This window comes from Virgibacillus necropolis (genome assembly GCF_044793635.1).
GTDB classification, from domain to species: Bacteria; Bacillota; Bacilli; order Bacillales; family Amphibacillaceae; genus Virgibacillus_F; species Virgibacillus_F necropolis_A.
In genome coordinates this window covers 3,745,603-3,763,872 of sequence record NZ_CP084992.1, presented here as the reverse complement: position 1 = coordinate 3,763,872, position 18,270 = coordinate 3,745,603, and the positions used below count along the sequence as shown (strand labels likewise).

General features: G+C 32.4%; 14 protein-coding genes. All 14 read right to left on the bottom strand.

Annotated elements, in window-relative coordinates; all coding sequences use genetic code 11:
* Positions 1 to 11: 11 nt before the first annotated feature.
* The 14 genes from LG329_RS18610 to LG329_RS18545 all read right to left on the bottom strand — a co-directional run bounded on the left by LG329_RS18610 (position 12) and on the right by LG329_RS18545 (position 18,264).
* Positions 12 to 1,955 carry an asparagine synthase-related protein gene (locus LG329_RS18610; RefSeq protein WP_404452362.1) on the bottom strand — a complete coding sequence of 648 codons (1,944 nt, stop codon included), beginning with the start codon at positions 1,953 to 1,955 and terminating at the stop codon, positions 12 to 14.
* A gap of 341 nt (positions 1,956 to 2,296) precedes the next feature.
* Positions 2,297 to 2,428, bottom strand: a complete 132-nt coding sequence (locus tag LG329_RS18605) for a paeninodin family lasso peptide (RefSeq protein WP_404452360.1) — start codon at positions 2,426 to 2,428, stop codon at positions 2,297 to 2,299.
* 14 nt (positions 2,429 to 2,442) lie between these two features.
* Positions 2,443 to 4,383, bottom strand: a complete 1,941-nt coding sequence (locus tag LG329_RS18600; RefSeq protein ID WP_404452358.1) for a lasso peptide isopeptide bond-forming cyclase — start codon at positions 4,381 to 4,383, stop codon at positions 2,443 to 2,445.
* 226 nt (positions 4,384 to 4,609) lie between these two features.
* The gene (locus LG329_RS18595) at positions 4,610 to 6,652 is read right to left on the bottom strand and encodes a right-handed parallel beta-helix repeat-containing protein (protein ID WP_404452356.1); all 2,043 of its coding nucleotides are present in this window, start codon (positions 6,650 to 6,652) and stop codon (positions 4,610 to 4,612) included.
* A 918-nt stretch (positions 6,653 to 7,570) separates the two neighbouring features.
* Positions 7,571 to 7,693 carry a hypothetical protein gene (locus LG329_RS18590; RefSeq protein WP_404452354.1) on the bottom strand — a complete coding sequence of 41 codons (123 nt, stop codon included), beginning with the start codon at positions 7,691 to 7,693 and terminating at the stop codon, positions 7,571 to 7,573.
* A gap of 12 nt (positions 7,694 to 7,705) precedes the next feature.
* Positions 7,706 to 9,436, bottom strand: coding sequence for a DUF6798 domain-containing protein (locus LG329_RS18585; protein ID WP_404452352.1), 1,731 nt, complete (start codon positions 9,434 to 9,436; stop codon positions 7,706 to 7,708).
* A gap of 26 nt (positions 9,437 to 9,462) precedes the next feature.
* Complete coding sequence (locus LG329_RS18580) at positions 9,463 to 10,053, bottom strand: phosphatidylinositol-specific phospholipase C/glycerophosphodiester phosphodiesterase family protein (RefSeq protein ID WP_404452351.1); 591 nt, start codon at positions 10,051 to 10,053, stop codon at positions 9,463 to 9,465.
* Complete coding sequence (locus LG329_RS18575; protein WP_404452349.1) at positions 10,050 to 10,760, bottom strand: glycosyltransferase family 2 protein; 711 nt, start codon at positions 10,758 to 10,760, stop codon at positions 10,050 to 10,052. The genes LG329_RS18580 and LG329_RS18575 overlap by 4 nt, the downstream gene beginning before the upstream one ends.
* A complete protein-coding gene (locus LG329_RS18570) occupies positions 10,757 to 11,155 on the bottom strand; it encodes a GtrA family protein (protein ID WP_404452347.1) in 399 nt (132 codons plus the stop codon). Before LG329_RS18570 ends, LG329_RS18575 begins: the two co-directional genes overlap by 4 nt.
* Positions 11,131 to 12,777, bottom strand: coding sequence for an NTP transferase domain-containing protein (locus LG329_RS18565; protein ID WP_404452346.1), 1,647 nt, complete (start codon positions 12,775 to 12,777; stop codon positions 11,131 to 11,133). The genes LG329_RS18570 and LG329_RS18565 overlap by 25 nt, the downstream gene beginning before the upstream one ends.
* 20 nt (positions 12,778 to 12,797) lie before the next feature.
* A complete protein-coding gene (locus LG329_RS18560) occupies positions 12,798 to 13,886 on the bottom strand; it encodes a class II aldolase/adducin family protein (RefSeq protein ID WP_404452345.1) in 1,089 nt (362 codons plus the stop codon).
* A complete protein-coding gene (locus LG329_RS18555; RefSeq protein ID WP_404452343.1) occupies positions 13,873 to 14,571 on the bottom strand; it encodes an HAD family hydrolase in 699 nt (232 codons plus the stop codon). Before LG329_RS18555 ends, LG329_RS18560 begins: the two co-directional genes overlap by 14 nt.
* Positions 14,572 to 14,574: 3 nt before the next feature.
* Positions 14,575 to 16,629: a hypothetical protein gene (locus LG329_RS18550; RefSeq protein ID WP_404452342.1), complete on the bottom strand. Its 2,055-nt coding sequence runs from the start codon at positions 16,627 to 16,629 to the stop codon at positions 14,575 to 14,577.
* 75 nt (positions 16,630 to 16,704) lie between these two features.
* The gene (locus LG329_RS18545; RefSeq protein ID WP_404452341.1) at positions 16,705 to 18,264 is read right to left on the bottom strand and encodes a lipopolysaccharide biosynthesis protein; all 1,560 of its coding nucleotides are present in this window, start codon (positions 18,262 to 18,264) and stop codon (positions 16,705 to 16,707) included.
* Positions 18,265 to 18,270 lie beyond the last annotated feature (6 nt).

Below are 18,270 nucleotides of genomic sequence, written 5' to 3'. Positions count from 1 at the left end.
TTTCACCCCCCTTAGTTAAAACGTTTCATGAAGCGATAAACAATTAAACTACGTGTTAAAATTTTAAATTCACCTTCGAATATTAGTTCCATTCTTGGTTCATTTCCTATTTTTGATAAAGAGTTCTTTACTACATCAACATTAATGAATTCATTCATTTTAGGGTCATTAACAAGTTCATGTAATTCAGTAATAAAACTTCTCCAACTTGATACCATACGATGAACCGCATCAGCACCTTGTATTCCACGGATGCTTTGATTTAGTCTCACTTTATCAGGTAAGAGGCCTTTCATAGCCCTCCTTATTAGTGATCTTTCCATTCCATCTATTGCATATTGCTCTTCCGGTAGCGCTAAACAAAAACGTATTACATTTAAATCGTTGGTTGGATCGCGATCCCATATTGAATAACGCAAAGATAATTTTGTTCCAGCTACCCCACTTTTATTCCAAGCGTATAGCTGCTTATAATAATTCTTTCTATATTCCGTTAGATTTTCAATGGGACCGCTGTTTTTATCAAGTCCATATCCTTCGAGCTTTTCAAAAACATTCGTCTTTTGTGCAAACGACGGGTTAATAAATGTTGGTAAATTATAATGATGTTGTTCCTTCCTTGGGAACACTGCAGGAAATGCCCTTTTGGCAACAAAGGGAATCATAACTGACTTCCCCGTATTAAAGTTATTACAGTAAGAATCCAATTCGCTTAAAAGCCGGCTCCATTTAAACCTTTTAAATAAATCTGTATAATAATTGTACGTTAACTTCATGGATCCCCAAGAAATAGAATGATTCCCTCTAGCTCCGTTTAACATAACCCTTATTCCTTTTTGCTGTGCTTGTTCATTTATTCCTTTTAACCAAAATGAATTTTCAAAGAATTTATATGGCATCTCCATTATGTTTAGGAAATCATCTACTTCTGATAAAGGACTTTTTCCTTCAAAACTTAAATAGTCATCTGATATATTGCCTACATGATTAACTGTTTCTTTTATATATTGCCTCTCATCAGCTACATAATAATTAGGGGTCCAATCAGTAAAACTCTCTTCAGGAACATAACTAAAGGTATGTAATTGTTTCCTTTCTTTTTTTAGCTCCTTTGCTGCAAAGCTAGCTACTGAACCAGAATCCAATCCACCACTTAGGTGGGAACCAACTTCTCCGTGTGTACGAAGCTTAGCTTTTACTGCTTTTTGAAACACATGTCGAAATGCTTCTTCGTAATCCTTATTCGACTTAAGTTTTAGCCTATCGGTAACCTCGATTGCGTTATATCTTGAAAGTGAAACTTTACCATCTAAGACAGTAATACTATGTGAAGGTGGTATTTGTTGGATAGACTTGTAAACTGTTGAAAACATATCAACCGCTTCCACCATAGTTGGGATTGCAAGAAATTCAGCCAGACACTCCTCATTTAATTCTCTTTCAATATAAGGTAGAGTGAATAGCGGCTCTATTGTTGTAGAGAATGCAAACCGGCTTTCATTCCGATAAAAATAAAGTGTCCTCGCTCCGGAGAAATCCCTAGCACCAAACAATTTTTGTTCTTTCTCATCCCATATCATAAAGGCAAAATCACCGTTCAAATGCTTCGGAACCTCTTCACGCCATTTGTAGTATGCCAGTAATATTAATTGGCTATCGGGAATTGCTTTTCTGTGTTCCCGATCCACTTGTAACTTATCAAACAATTCATCACGATTATCAATAATGGCATCCGCTGTAATCACTAGCTGTCTCTCGTAATCATAATACGGAATCTGCTCACCTAATGATTCAGGTGTGATCCACTGGGCGTGGCATCCGAGGGAAATATTTTTGTTGGTCCATTTCTGAATGTCATCTGCAGGATATTTTTGTAGGGCTTTCATCATAAGCTCGTTATGATCAATTGGTATTGGCTCTTTATTTGTATGGAAAATACCTGTTATTGCACTCATTAGATCTTCCCCTTGTGTGAATCATTTAAGAACTATAATTCGTTCTATATAAAGTACATTGAAGCCAAAAAAATATAACTTTTTGTTAACACTGTAACTGTACTATTCAAACACTCTTTTATTCTTTATTAAGAACACTAATTAACTTATACCATCTTCTGATTTTGTTGTCAATGATTTCTAAATTTTTTGATCTATAAATTTCTGCACTTTCAAATAGATGTAAAAAGCCCCTATACTCTTATTAAATATAGGAACTTTTAAACATACTATCGTTCCCCGTAGTTCCAGATGTATAAAAACAAAAAATATTTCCCTCCGGTAATTGTCGATAATCTGTCTTAACTTAAAGTCACATCTTCAAAAGAGGTACCTGCATCAAAGGCAGCATCGGTGTGCTCCCCTTCTTGCCCAAGCATTGTTTTATTTACATCCAATACTTCCAACTTAGGTTTCTGCCATTCTTGTTTCATATTAACACCTCCCTTCAGGTAAATTTTTTTATAAATCGTGAAACAATTAAACAACGCATTAAAATCTTATAATTTGGGTCAGTGGCATATTCGGGTTTCACTCCCCCCTCAACCTTTAAAATAGCATCATTCATCACGCTACCATCGATATATTTTAGAATTCTGTTATCTCTACTAATATCCTTTAGCTCATTAATAAAAGTTTCCCAATGTGGGACCATTCGATGAACCCAGTCTATCCCTTGTACACCCCTAATTCGCTGATTAAGTCTAACATCATCAGGTAAAAACCTTTTTGTGGAATTACGTATTAGTGCACGATCTATCCCTTTTTGAACATATTGATCTTCTGGTACAGATAGACAAAATTTGATCACACGTATATCATTTGTTGGATCACGTTTCCATAACGAGTAACGTAAAGATAACTTCGTAGCTAATGTATTGGTTGCATTCCAATAAAATGTTTCCTCAAAATGTCTTTTCCTTTGTTCATAAATATTTGCTGTATTTAACCGCTTACCTCCATAAATTTCTTTATCTTCTATTTTTTTAAAGACTCCGGTACTCTCTGCAAATACAGGATTTATGATTGAAGGCAAACTGTAAGGTGTATTTTTTGAAAAGAATTGATTAATACCTGGAAATCCCACTCTTACTATAAGTGGCAGTCTTCGCAACCTAGATCCACCCACGTTTTTACTATAGTGATCCAATTCTTGATAAAGACGAAACCACTTTACTTTTTTCAAAAGGGTGGCGTAATAATCTAACGCTGAACCCCAAGAAATGGTAAAATTACCCCTATCACCATTAAGTAATATACCAATTCCTTCTTCACGTGCCTTTTCAACCACTCCATTTAACCAAAAAGAATTCTCAAAGAACTTGTAGGGCATTTCCATCATTTCTAGAAAACTATCAATCTCAGAATAGGAATTTCTCCCCTCAAAATCTAGGTAATGGTCCTTGATACCTCCTACATGATCTACGGTTGAACGAATATAAGGTCTCTCATCAGGCATTAAATGTTTCGGTGTAAAGTCGATAAAATCATTCGGAGGAATATAACTAAAACTATCCAGGCCTTTACCTCGTTCTCGTAAGGGTTTTGCAGCAAAACTTGCTACCGCACCCGAATCCAAACCTCCGCTTAGCTGAAAACCAACCTTTCTATATGTACGTAAACGTGACGTGACAGCTTCTTGAAATACCTCTTGAAAAGCCTCTACATATTCTTCATTTGAGCCAAACTTTATTTGCTCATCAGACTTTAATGAACAATACCTTGTAAGCTTAACTTTACTTTCACTTACAGAAATACTATGCGCTGGAGGTATTTGCTCGATACTCTGATATGGCGTTATCGAAGCATCTACCGTATCAAACATTCCAGAAATGGCTAAAAATTCAGCTAGCCATTGCTCATTCAATTGCTTTTGTATATAAGGTAAAGTTAATAACGGCTCTATTGTTGTACAAAAAACAAACCGTTGTTGTTTAATGCTGTAATAAAGGGTCCTGCATCCTGAAAAATCCCTTGCACCAAACATCCGATGGTTTCTTTCATCCCAAATCATAAATGCGAAGTCACCTACTAAATATTTCGGTGATTCCTCCCCCCACTTATAATAAGCCAGTAAAATTAGTTGGCTATCAGGTATCGCCTTTCTTTGTGCTTGGTCTACTTGCAAGCTATCAAATAAATCCTGACGATTATCAATAATAGCATCTGCTGTTATTACTAACTGTCTATCATAGTCATAATAAGGTTGTTGCTCTCCAATTGATTCAGGTGTGATCCATTGTGCATGACAGCCTAGAAATATATTTTCTTTATGCCAATTCTGAACATCTTCAGCAGGATATTTCTGTAATGCTTTCATCATCCCTTGACTATGCTCCCTTGATATAGGCTCTTTATTTAAATTATAAATCCCAGCGATAGCGCTCATAATTTCCTCTCCCATATTAAAAATATCGGAAACACTTTATAAAGAACAACGTAATTATATAATTTCAACCATGGGATGTGTAGTTAGACAAAATATTTAATATGTGAATTATTCCTTTTGTTTTATATAAAGAACATTAACACACATTTATATCCTGAACAATTGATATTATTAAAATTATAAATTTATAATAAGGTTTCCTATGCCCGTTCAACTACTTCTTTTTTTATTCAGATATAACTCTATTACCTTTAATTATTACTTTACGAACATCATTGTCATTAGTTATACCAATAATTTCGCTGGGTAATGTAAAATTGCTTGAGGTAACATTGATTTTGTTATTCTGTATAGAAACCTTATTTGCTGTTTTTACGTGAATCGGTTCTCCATTACCTTCCACTTCAAAAGTTGAATTTTGAATAGTAACATTTATATCCTCACCATCTATATTAATTGCTCCTCCTTTGTTTTTAAAATAACATTCATTGAAGAAATATTCCCCTGAACTATTAATGTCAATTATCCCGTTGCCATTTCCTGAAGATTCAAATACACAATTGTTATAAGTTCCTCTTGGAAGATCTATTCCGTAAGTCGAGTTGTATCCTATTATTCTTAAATTATCAAAAATACTTCCTTCAGCAACTTCACCTACCAAGTTACGTTGCGCTGCTTCTCCAATGATAGTTACATCTGTTAAACGGACAGGTTGATCATATATACTCAAGGTATTGAGCCGCTCTTTATTGTTATACATAGTGATATTAGACACCTTAACACCAAACGGTTCTTTACTTCGTATACTTAATTGTGAGTCGGTAAATTCCATACCGTTAATTGAAGTATTTGGGCCATAAAAAGTTGCAAGAGCGTTATTCATTTTATTACCTTCAAATCTAGCTTCACCTGCTACTACTATTTTCGAACCATCAAAAATATTATCTTTAATGATTGCACCGGTACGAAAGGGCTCTGAAATAGCCAATCCAATAGATGACTTTGTCTCATTAGGACCTAAATAATTTCCTTTCACAGTGACGTCCTGGCCATCATACAAGATAACATTATATCTTTCATTATCATAAATTTTGTTGTTTTTTATAACTATATTACTATTCGGATAAAACCCTGCCTCTATGTCGATTCCCGATTGGGGTGCGGTACCTTTAATGTCATGTATCTCATTATCAATTATTTTCATGTTGTTTACTCCGCCGACAGTTATCCCTTGTCTTCGATTAAAGGATGATTCACTATTCTTTATTGTTACATTCTTAGCTATATCTTTGTTCCAATACTCCAGCTTTATTTCTTTATATTGAGGAGTATCAAAAACCGCATGATAGTAGCCTGCGCCTTCTGGAACTTTAACCATGCTCCAATCAATCTCTTGGTTTTTCACACTTGATAAAAATGTTCCGTCTGATTTGTAAAAGTAGATAGCAAAAGGTATATCTTTTGATAGATTTTTAGGTCGAGAAAATTGAATCGTTCTATTCGTTTCAAAAATATAATGATCAAAATTTGTTTTTGTTTTACTTCTTGTTCGAATCTTAGTAGGATCATTTATTAATTTTCCTTTTTCATCAATAGAACCTACTTCAAAATCTTCTTCATCTAATATATTTATTTGCTTTGCAGTTCCCCCAACCATTATACCGTCACCTGTAAAATTTATAGTTTTAACACCATCTATTACTAGGTTATTTGTCCCTATGGCTAATATTCCCATACCGAACTCATGAGTCCCACTGCTGTATTCATTATCTTTCCCAGTATAATCATGCAATTCACGCTCACCTTTGTAGGTGCCACCCTTCAAAGTTACATTTTTGATATCCGGCCCAATATATAATACCTCATAACTTTCGAAACCATTTGCCTCTTTTTTAATTACCGCATCCTCATCAAGTTCTAGCGTCATATCACTTACCATATTAATGCGCGCTTTCGGGTCAGATGGAACCTTTCCTTTGTCTATAAGATACGTTCCAGCTGGCACATAAAACGTTGTAAATTTATTTTCACTCGCCCATTTAAGCGCATCATTGAACCCTTTTGTTGTCTGTTTCGGGTGCGAAGCATTATTATAGATGTTCCAACGATCCAACTCTACTTTATAGGTACCGCTAGTCTCATTCATTTGATTTTCGGAAATAGCATTCTCTATACTTTCAACGTCATTTTTTGAGAATACCTGAATAAATGCACTAAAAATAAATAAGCATATTAATAGAATAAAGAGCTTAAGTTTCAAATGTTTCACTTTATTTCCCCTCCAAAATCTTGTTTCTTTATTATAAAACCTTTTGTTTTACTACTTTACGATTACATAAAACAAAAAGCCACACAAAGATTAGCGTTGGATATTTATGAGCAAAGGTTATCCTTGGAAAAACGGTCATATAAAAAAACATATGGGTTAACCATATGTTCGTGGAATGTTCAGCAAAAATATTTAGTATCCTTTTTACAAATTTACTTTTATCAATAAACACAAAAAAGCAAATAAACGAAATACCTGTCAAAGGGGCAATGCTTGCTGACTCAAAAATTGAATGGATGACTAACAACATGATAATACATAGATAACAGAAGGTTTTTCTAAATTTTACTTCATAAAACTTTTTATGAAGTCGAGTAAAAACCTTTTCCTTTGCAAAAATTGATCCTATTAAGAGGGAAAATAATGAAGTATCATTAAAACCATTGTTCTAATTAACATTGACATGAAAACCGAGTCTCCAAATTCAAAAATATCTTTAAAAAACTGTAGATAACTAATTGAATATATGCAATCACAAAACATAATTATTGGAATAGCATTATATTTCTATACTAGTCTTACTATAAACTATGAGGATATATATCTGCAAAAACCACCAGGTACCATTATAAGAATTAGACAAAACAAAGAAATTTAGTAGGAAATCTGTTAAAATTCCAGGGTACATCTCCTTTCCTACTACAAATCTAATTAATACGAACAGGATTAAAACAATTCAATAGTTTATTTATAAGTAACTTTACTACTCTCTTTGCATTTTTTTCATTCTTTCAACAAAATTATTTCCCTGATTAATAACAATATAAAATGCATAGCCACTCGCAAATAAATATATAGGTCTACATGCATCTCCGAAATTCCCAATATAGTATGCTAAAGGAACACCATCAATTAAAATTAACGTTTCATATAATCATTCACTTCTTTTCTTGCAAATAGATGGAGTATTACCATGAATATACTACCGACACCCTTAAGGAATGTCGTTTCTAGAAAGTTCCATAATCTTTTGACTTCCATTTTGGTTAACTTCTAATTTTTATATGAATATATATAAATTTCTTTTTCTTCCAGTTGAAGTATATCCATCAGTGTAAAGTGTTCCGATTTTGCCAATTCTTTCGTCCTAAGAATAAAGTCGATTTGATACTTTTGGGATAAGTGATTTAACTCCTTATCTGTTAGGTTATTTATATGACCTGTATTATCATAAACTCCATCATATATATCAATAAAACGTTCACTCCATTCCTTATAATATTTTTCATTAAATGGAAAGTCTTTACTAACTGGAACCGCTCGCTCAGAAAGTAATCTAATTTTTTGATTCACCAAGTAATCTACTTTAATTTCAGATAAAATGATGGATTCTTTAGGGGTGTTTTCTTTCACCCATGAATATACTTCATTTTTTGGTTCATCAATATCAGGTATATTAAATCCTAAACCCCTTTCCAAAATAAAATAGCTACCAGCAATTGCTAGTATTATCATAATCAAGTAAAAATACTTCAAATTTATTCTTTTAAAGATGTAATCATCGATAAAGAATCCTAAACTTATATTTTTCTTTTTTAAAATATCACCAATAATGGAGTATGAAAAAACAACTAACATTAATAGAGTGGATATTTTTATATCTGCAGTAAGTATAGGAATAAATGGTATATGGAGTAATACAAAGGATAGATAATCCTTATTCTTATACTTGTAATACAAATAGTTTCCAAAAACTAATAAATAAACTAAAGTAAAAAAGACAAAAGATCGATATGGAATCAAAGTTACAATTGGCTTCACAGGAAAAATCTCAACAAAAATATAACCCGTTACCATAACTAACCCAAGAAAAGCAGAATAATACTTTAGAAATTTATATATATGATTCGCTAGTTGGGGTCTCAAAATATATATCATATAAAAGAATGTTACTAGATACATAATGAATATTAACCATGTCTGCGCACCAAACATTGATGGAATATAATGATGTGGGTGACGTATCTCTCCTATAATATGAGTGAATTCCTCACTCGATAATAGTTCTGTACCCTTTAACGAATTTTTATATGGAATATAACTTAATAAGAAAGTACTAATTACTAGAAAAAGCCCTAGAATAGACTGAATACTAATTATGTTTTGTAAAGTCTTAAACCCATATCTTGTAATAAATAAAACACCTCCAATTGCCAACCCATGAACGGTTAAAACTGGATGAAAAATCATCGCAATTGAAAACAAGAGCAATCCTAGGAGAATTCTTGACTTATATACAAGGGCCAATCCAAATATTATAAAGACTAAGGAAAATTCAGCTGCGCTAAAGACTGGAGTACTAAAAAACCACGCAACCATTCTAGGTATGCTATAAAACGATACGGATCCTATGAAAGTTCCAATCAAAGCAATATAATTATTTTCAGATAAAACCTTCAATAATACAAATACAGAAATGGTTAATAAAAATATTCTAAGTAAATTAAGGTAACCAATAAAAATGGTGTAATCTGTATTAAATAATTCTGAACCAAAAATATAGAAGTACGCTACATATAATCTAGGAGAAAAGTCATCAAATGTATTGGTGAAGAAATCATTCTTTAAATAGTCACTGTTTAATAACCTTTCAATTTGAGGATAACTGTCAACTACAGGCCATCCCCAGGCATTTTGATAAAAATATACAGAAAATAATCCGATTAAAATTAACGTAAGATTAAATGTAAAGTTTGAGAATTTACTTTCCCTATCCTTATTCAAGTGATTTCCCCCTTTTCTGTACACATCTAGCTTTTCCAAGTATTAACATTCATACTTTTTGTGCATATTGCATCTAGCAAAATACTATTTTGATCTAAGTAATGCTTATATGATTCAATGTCTTCTGGCCTACCCTGTAATTCTGGAGAAACTAAACATAGCTTAAAACCTGCTCTTTTTAATACTGCATAGATTTCTTTATCTAAAGGCAGTTTAGTAAAACAATCAACCCAAACCCATTTAACTTTACCCTCCATAGTAAGGACTGTATCTAATCCTTCATACTCAGAAAATCTAAGAGCAATATTTCTCTCACCCTTTTTTGCTAATAAATGAATCATTGGAAAAGATGAATCTAAAAAAAAGTAATCCGTAATTTGATAAGAATTTAATAACTCTAATACCTTATGTTCAATTCTTTCACTTTTACTATTTATTATCATTGTCCCGTGTCGATAGTGTTTTAGATACGTTTCAAAATCTTCGCCATCTGTAAAAGGATCATGTTGTAAAATTAATTTATCTCCTGAATCACGTAAATCAATCTCAACACCATAATTTACAGGAAGCTTATTAAGTTCTTCAATTGTATTAACTCTATGTGCAATAAAGTTCATTGTCTTTTAAGCTCCTTTTTTAAGATAGTACTAAAATCCAAAGTTCGTTTTATAAATTTTCTTTTTGCAGCTAGTCCTGTATTCCAACTCGATTCACCGTGAATCCTATCTGGGAATATTACATCAAATCTATGAATATCCAGATCTCTTTTTTTAGCTATATAGAGTACAAATAAATCGAGTGAAAAGTCATAAGGAGGATTTACCCATTCAAGATAAAAGTTCCTGTGAAATAGGTTTGGTTGGGCATTTATATCGTGTAACTTTCTTTGCAAATAAACACTTTCGAACATACTCATTCCGCTTGTAAAAATCTGATCAACTAAAGGTCTATTTTTACGATTTCCTTTAACATAAATGTCTGTTGGAGAATTATTGTTTTCAATTATTTCAATAGCTTTTATAACATCATGCGGGTCCGTTTGCATATCGGCGTGTGTCCAACCTAAATAGTCACTTTTAGCCTGAACTAGTCCAGCTAAAATGCCAAATCCATAGCCACGATTCACTTCAACTTCCACTGTTTTAGCAAATGGATATTGGGGGACTAACTTATCTAGAACGTTATTACTTTGGTCTTGTGAACCATTGTTAACCAAGGTAATTTCAATATCGTCCCTATTAATAACCTTATGCAATCTATCTAAAATCAATGGAATATTTTTTTCTTCATTGTAGCAAGGTATTACGATTGAATATTTTTTCATTCCTTAAACACCCACCATTTCTGTCCAACGAAATTTAATACCGTACTAGCACCCGTTGCTATTACAAACGCAATAGGTTTAGCAGAGCTTATATGGATAAGACATAAAGCATTTATACTTACATTTACTCCAAGAGTTGAAGTATATAAAATAATAAATTTAAAAACTTCATTTAAAGAATAGGACTTTTTTTCAAATGTCCAAAATTTATTTAATAAATATGCAACAAACGTTCCGCATATAAATGAGATTACCTTAGACAATGAAGCGAAGTAGAATTGTACTAATAAAAAATATACTAAAGTGTCTATTGCTACTGCAGAAATACCTGTTACCAAGAAACGCTTTATTTGTTTATGAACATTATGTTTCACCTGTATAATGGCTGGTTCCATCGGTATGCTTCTTCCAATTCTTTTAATTTGTTTTTATCTACATACGGATCTTGTTCCAACGTGTAGGAATGCCAACTACACTTGTGAAAAAAACTTTGCCAGTATTCGAATGTATTCAAATCATTAGGAGTTCCCCAACAAATATAGTGATCAACCTCAAACACTTTAACATTTAATCCCATTTCTATTAATTCGTTAATAGAACTATCAACATAAAATTCCCCATTAACCCTTTTGTTTTTCGAAAAAAGCTTATCAATACTTTCCTTGAAATATTTTGCTTTTCTATAATAAAAGGTTCCTACGATAGCATGATCATGAAATGGTTCTTCACTAATTGGCTTTTTAACTGATACAGAGTTTACGTTTTGCTTGGAATCTATATCCACCCAGCCGTACATTTCTGGATTTATCTTACTTGAAACGTGGTTTCTAAAAGTCCATACTATTACATCTACTTCCTTATCATTTATTAGTTGGTCATATTGTTCTTGATTCCATATCACTCCATTATCACAAGCTGAAATTAGTAACGAATCCTCCGGATTGATATTCCCAAGACCTGCCACACATGTCTTTGCTTGCCCATCTGTGAGCTGACTTATCGAAATAACTTCTGCTTTTTCATAGTATGATTTAATACTTTTTTCAAGTTCGTAGTGTTCCAAGTGCTCCTCCAGACATATAAATATCCGATGTGCTGAATTTGGTAGGTAATCACTTGCCTGTATTACCATCGGTTTACCCGATACTTGAATTATTGGTTTAGGATCCTTGTATCCGACTTTAGCAAACCGGCTCCCTGCTCCCGCTAAGGGAATCATAGTTGTTGTATGATCTGTCTTTCCAACTTGCTCTCTTTTCTGAATTACATCCTCAAAGTAAGCTGACCAGAGATTGTATTCTTCAACATCTTGTGGGGTGCCCCACTGAAGCATATGCTGTATCTCGTAGATAGAAGTTTTTAATCCATCTTTTTGAAGTAAGTTATACGTCAAACTTACATAATATTCATCATGTAAATGAATACCTTTTTCCATTAATTCAGTGAAATACTTTTTTACGTAAGAACCTTTTTTAAAATAATAGGTTCCACTAGAAGCATATTCTTCCATTCTATTATCAGTAAATGGCTCTTTCTCCTTTATCTCTTGTAACCATTGATGACTTTCGCGTATAAAGGCATAATTAGTGCTACCTAACATATGAGGATGAAAACCTTTATATGCTGGTATTGCACCGTCTGCATTTCTTTCTCGTGTAATTCTTAGGAAATTATCATAATCCCAGTAACATGAAAAATCACAATAGTTTACAATGACTTCTTCTCGATCATCTAATTCCTCAAACACCTTAGATACTGCAAACACCGGACCTTTTTTATGAGGATCAATTCCAACAATTTTCCCCCGTGGAGCAATTCGTGTTAAAACTTTTTTCATATTCGTTGTTTCAAGGTGGTCATTACTACAAATAAATAAAAAGTCAGTTTCCCCTGGAAACATATTGACCACATGTTCAATAATTGGCTTTCCATCCATCTTAATTAATGGCTTAGGATCAGTGTATCCAGCTTGCAAAAAGCGGTTTCCTCTCCCAGACATCGGTATTACAATTTTCATGCCATACCCTCCTCGTATAGTCAAACTCCCTGACGGAATTTTTCAGCTTCCCAATTATCCAAATACTTTAATTCACTTAAAGGCAATGGACTTTCATTTCCGCCCATTTCTTCAAGAATCATAATATGAGATTTAAATACTTCTTCTGCCTCTTTAGCCTTTTTTAGTGTATTAGACACAAAAAATAAGTAGCCTTTATATATGACTACCTTAGGAATTTTATGATACATATCATAGTATGCTTCTATCTTGTATGCTTCTGATTCATCGGCTACTTCAACAGCATGATAACCGCAGAAGACCAGCGTATCAGGAGATAAAGGGGGCTGATAAAACAAAGAGCGATTATTAGTTATTTTTTTTGTTAAATAGCCGTCTTCTGATAAGTATGAAATCACTTGGTTAGATCCTTTTTCTTTCATAATAGTTGTTAATTCATTTGTTAGTTTGTATCTAGATAAATCAACACCTATATTGTTTTCAATTACACGGTTAACACTATTCGTTAAAGTGAAAATTTCTCTAGGATCATTAGAACTTATAATTAATCCATGGCTTTGTAAAAAAATAATTTTAGGTAGTTGCCCTATTTGTCTTTGATATTTAACGCATTCTTTTTTTAATTCTAATGCAAGGTCAATTCCGGGTGTTTTATATTTAACAAACAAGGCATTCGGAAATATATCTTTCAACTGTTCTTCCCAATTATTTTTACACGTTAGTATATTAACCGAAATTGGATGTGTATGAAGAGTGTTTTTATATAATATTGCGTGTAAAAACGTTTCAATAGATGGTCTATTCCTATCATTAGAAAGAACAATTGAATCTTTCATAAGTTCAGTTGCACGATTTTCCCTTTTCCGTTTATTTTCTTCTCCGATTATGGCGGAATCCTCAAATATCGCTAATACTTTTTTTATATCCACTACTACATACCCGTTGTTCTCATCTATCTCGGATAGCAAATGCCCAGAAGCTTTAATTAGCATCTTGCTATCATCTAACTTAACAGAAGAATTCCCACCGCCCGCCTGGATAAGGTCGAAGCGCTCTCCAGCAAACTTTGATATAGATACGAAATTCTGTTTTTCCTCACCGGTAAACATAACTTATTCTCTCCTTTAATTGTAGAAAATCATGAACGGGTTCAACATTATCTAATGGGTAAGGAAGCTCTTTTTGGTGGTGATTTAACCAGAAGGATTTTATCCCTGATAAATTCGCACCAAAAATGTCCTTTTTAAAGTTGTCTCCTATCATAATAACTTCTGTTGGCTGTAGTCCTAATTTGTCTAATGCCATGTTGAAAATACGAGGATAAGGCTTTTCCTTACCCGCTTCTTCACTGCTAACCACAAAATTAATGTGTTCTTGAATACCCAGGCATCTTATTTTTCTATGTTGAATATGAGCAGTCAGGTCTGTGACAAGACAAATAGGAACATCACTATTTAATTCTAAAAATTCTAATGCTCCTTCATAAAAATGCATGGAATTCAGAAAGGTTTCCCAGTACGTGTCATATAAATCTATAGCATGTAATTGTGGATTAGCTTTTAGATTTTCAAACATACGCTGAAAGTAAAGCATTCGATTATGAGAAGCTGCTGTTTTACCTAGCTCTATTTTGACAGTTTTTTTTGCTTTTAAAAACATTTGCTCGATCTCATCTCTAGTCTCATTTACTATTTCAGATGCATATTGAAATGCAGCATCAATTGCTTTTTCATGTGCAAATTGATAGTTATATAGAGTATCATCAAGATCTAACAAAATTCCCTTATAGTTCATTAGTTAGCTCCCCTTCATTTTCTCGCTTATATGGACTAGTAATATAAGTTGTATAAATGCCTCATATCCATCGCTCCATTCAATAATTTGACCTCGAGTAACCTCGTTTAGATTTTTAATACAACTAGTTGCTATATCATTAACTACATCTTTTTCTATTGGATCCTTTAAGATGAGAACCTGATGCTTTAAGTTGTTATCGTAATCATGAAGATAACATATTTCATATTCGTCCATTTTATTTGTTATATTTTCTAAAAGTAAATTTGCATCACACGTAAGTTTTAATTTAATCGTTGGACTTTCACTGACATCACCAACAACAAATTGACTTTCTGTGAAATACTTAATAATTAAATCTGCGAATTCTTTTTGTGGATATATATACTTCTTAGCATCCTCCATTCTGGAATCAAGCTGTCTCATTACTTTGTCGATCGTATAGCCACGTTCCTCGCAATCCCTAATAATTTTCCAATGTCTACGTAATTTTTCATCTGTATCAACATAGATTTTTAGATCTGCGACTTTCCTAGTTCTAGACAACAATAAAGGGTGTAAGCCACACATGATAATAAAGTCATTCGGGTCAATTTTTTTCGGAGTAGTAAATTTTCCAGTACCATGGTCATATTCGACCCTATTAGTTGATGCGCCATTTTTTAACCTTTCTAACGTTGCTGCTTGTTCGTGTAAGAAATTTGCTTTCGGATTAAGATGGGTAAATTCACTCCACTTTTCATGTCCGCGTTCCCATTTATGATCGCCATCTCCTTCCACAATTAATAATCTTTCAGATCCAAAAAGCTTCATTAGCCCCATCGTTAACCTGGTTTTCCCAACCCCACTGTCTCCTCCAATTCCAATTACAGTTGGTTTCATGTTGACCTTGTATAACGAATTACTAATTATTCCATACCTATAAAAAATCCAAATTAAAAATAATAAAATTCCTTGAAATAGAGTAAAAACTACATTTGGTAAAAAGTTCTCATACTGATTTAAATGAAGGAATTCCGCGATAAACTGTAATGTTTGGTTTGTGTTCGGATAAAAAAGAATAAAATAACCTAAGTAAGCTGCAGTAAGTAAAAAATATTGGTACATATTATGTTTATTTTCAAATGTATTTATAAAAAATACCGATGCAAAAACAAAGGACCAGGCATACCAATGTGGCATCGGTGGAATAAAGAGTACAAATGCAAAGTAAAGCATACCAAGATAGGTATATAATAGATCAGCATTTATTTTTTCAAATCTTAAAAAATGAATATACATTAATGCGATAAACAATGGTGCAATATAAATTTTGAGATAATCTATCTCAAAATAGATATCGAACATTTTAAATTGGTCATCATTATTGAAAACTAACATCTGATATCCCTTCGATAAAAGAAAGGGACTAACTAATACCGACCAACAAAGAAAAACAACTAGACTATACTTCAATACATCAACTTTTTTATTAGACTTGATTAGATATATTAGTAATAACGGCAATGCAAAAATAACTGGCATTTTAATAGAGAACGCTATCCCAAACATGACTGCAGATATAAGATGATTTTTTCGAATTAAATAAAAAACCGATATTAATAGAGCTGCAATGGGGATTAAATCATGATTCGGATAGATATAACCAGCTATAAATATAATAGGAGAACCATAATAAATTAGTGTTACATACTTTTGTTTGGCTGGATATGTTTTTAACAAGAAATAATAGATAATAACATCTGCTAGTAACGTTGGTAACTGTATTAAGAAGACCTGAACATTTTCAGAGTGAATTATGCTAAAGTTAATAGGCCAAAAGAAAAGTGACAGGATATAAAGCATTCCAGAAGGATACGGAAAAGTACTGAGACTTTCATTGTTTTCATAAAAAAATTGCCACGGATTTTCAAAAGTGGCTAAAAAGTGTAATATAAAAGGGATAGTCGTATCAATAATTTCTTTTGGCAACCAGACACAAATAGTTATTATTTTTATTATAGTAATTACTACGAACCATCTACTCCTCAAAAGATCCTTGATTTTAAAGTTATCCATAATTGCCCCTCCAGATAAATACTCCTAAACTAAAAAAAGTTAAGCTATTTAGCTTAACTCTAAAATCAGAAGATTTCATTGGTGTTCATGGTAATATGTTTTTTTTGTCAACAGTTTAAATGATGCTTTTTTAGCTATTTGTTTCACAATACTCCATAAATATATGAATTCTTTTGATTTTCTAAATACCAGAAAGAAAATAATATTAGGTATAATTAAACAAACGACCCCTTTATAGACAATGTTTATCACCATATTATTATAGGAAATACTTCCTAGAATTCCCGATATTATTGCAGAAAGAGTTACCAATAAAGTAAAACCTATATAACGAATAAAATGGGACTTCACCGGTTTGTGAAACACATACTTGAATATAACGTAAGGATCATACCAGAAGTATATGCACAATCTGCTTATAACTGTTCCCAGAAACACACCCGCTATTCCTATTGCTCGTGTAAGAATAATTGAAACACCAATATTTATAATAGCTGCAATAATAGGTCTGTATTTTCCTTTTTTAAATAGACCTGTAGTTTCTCTAAAAGTTGTGGTAGCATTTTGCATTCCAGCAGTATAAAAGTTTAAAATTATCGCAAAGACAATAAACATGTTCATGAGGTACTGTTCCCCTAACCATAATGAAATGAAGGGATTAATTAAACTCAAAAGACATACCGCACTAAAACCGTACACCCAAAAATTTGCAAAGTTAATTACACGAAATATAAAGTAGTTTTTCTCTTCATTTCCGCTGACATTTAAATTTCCTACGCTAGCAGTAATCGAATAGAATATATAACTTAGTAAAGTCGTAAGTGTTGTTATAATTAACAAATAATTTGAGTAGATCCCTACCCAGGTAATTCCTGCAAATATAGCAATGATAATATTATCAGTTCCATTTATCACAACGCCACTGATTTTGTATAGAAAAAGTGAATATAAATTCTCGTAAAATAGTTTTCGATCTTTTTTAGTTAAGCTTGCGTTATTATTCTCTTTTAAAAATGGATATAATTTGTCTGCTTTCTTTGCAATATATGCATTTTCTATAATTCTAAATACAACTTGTGTTGAAAGCACTATAAGATAGTTTCCTATAGTTAACAACAAAATGATTAAGAAAAGGTTGGATATAATGATAAAAACACTGTGTATCTTTGAGATAACATGGTTTCGCTGATCAGCGACAATAATCGACTGCTTATACACAAAATAATAAGAACTTACTGATTGCAGTAAAAATAATAGATAGATAATGTTTATATTATCTATCTTTGTTTCGCCGTTGATTAGGTAAGGAAGAAAGGGTAACAATGATAAACCTATTAATAATACTACTATACCTATTATTCTATACGCCTTTTTATATAGATTCATCAATGCCTGTATTTTGTATGTATCGTTTTCCGCCAAAGGTTTATATAAACTATAAATCATCGCAGTATCAAAACCTAAATTTGCTAGAGATAGCATTAACAAAATACTTGTAAAGAGTCCATCCACACCCAAATACTCTATTCCAAGTGTGTAAATAAAAACAGTACGAACAACCATACCCATCACAAGACTAATTATTTGACCAGATAGACCGAAAAACATGTTCTTTAATGAATTTTGAATTCTCATAATAAC

Coding starts and splice junctions, on each gene's coding strand:
- LG329_RS18610 (WP_404452362.1), bottom strand. CDS start 1,955: ATGAGTGCAATAACAGGTATTTTCCATACAAATAAAGAGCCAATACCA.
- LG329_RS18605 (WP_404452360.1), bottom strand. CDS start 2,428: ATGAAACAAGAATGGCAGAAACCTAAGTTGGAAGTATTGGATGTAAAT.
- LG329_RS18600 (WP_404452358.1), bottom strand. CDS start 4,383: ATGAGCGCTATCGCTGGGATTTATAATTTAAATAAAGAGCCTATATCA.
- LG329_RS18590 (WP_404452354.1), bottom strand. CDS start 7,693: ATGGAAGTCAAAAGATTATGGAACTTTCTAGAAACGACATTCCTTAAG.
- LG329_RS18580 (WP_404452351.1), bottom strand. CDS start 10,053: ATGAACTTTATTGCACATAGAGTTAATACAATTGAAGAACTTAATAAG.
- LG329_RS18575 (WP_404452349.1), bottom strand. CDS start 10,760: ATGAAAAAATATTCAATCGTAATACCTTGCTACAATGAAGAAAAAAAT.
- LG329_RS18570 (WP_404452347.1), bottom strand. CDS start 11,155: ATGGAACCAGCCATTATACAGGTGAAACATAATGTTCATAAACAAATA.
- LG329_RS18565 (WP_404452346.1), bottom strand. CDS start 12,777: ATGAAAATTGTAATACCGATGTCTGGGAGAGGAAACCGCTTTTTGCAA.
- LG329_RS18560 (WP_404452345.1), bottom strand. CDS start 13,886: ATGTTTACCGGTGAGGAAAAACAGAATTTCGTATCTATATCAAAGTTT.
- LG329_RS18555 (WP_404452343.1), bottom strand. CDS start 14,571: ATGAACTATAAGGGAATTTTGTTAGATCTTGATGATACTCTATATAAC.
- LG329_RS18550 (WP_404452342.1), bottom strand. CDS start 16,629: ATGGATAACTTTAAAATCAAGGATCTTTTGAGGAGTAGATGGTTCGTA.
- LG329_RS18545 (WP_404452341.1), bottom strand. CDS start 18,264: ATGAGAATTCAAAATTCATTAAAGAACATGTTTTTCGGTCTATCTGGT.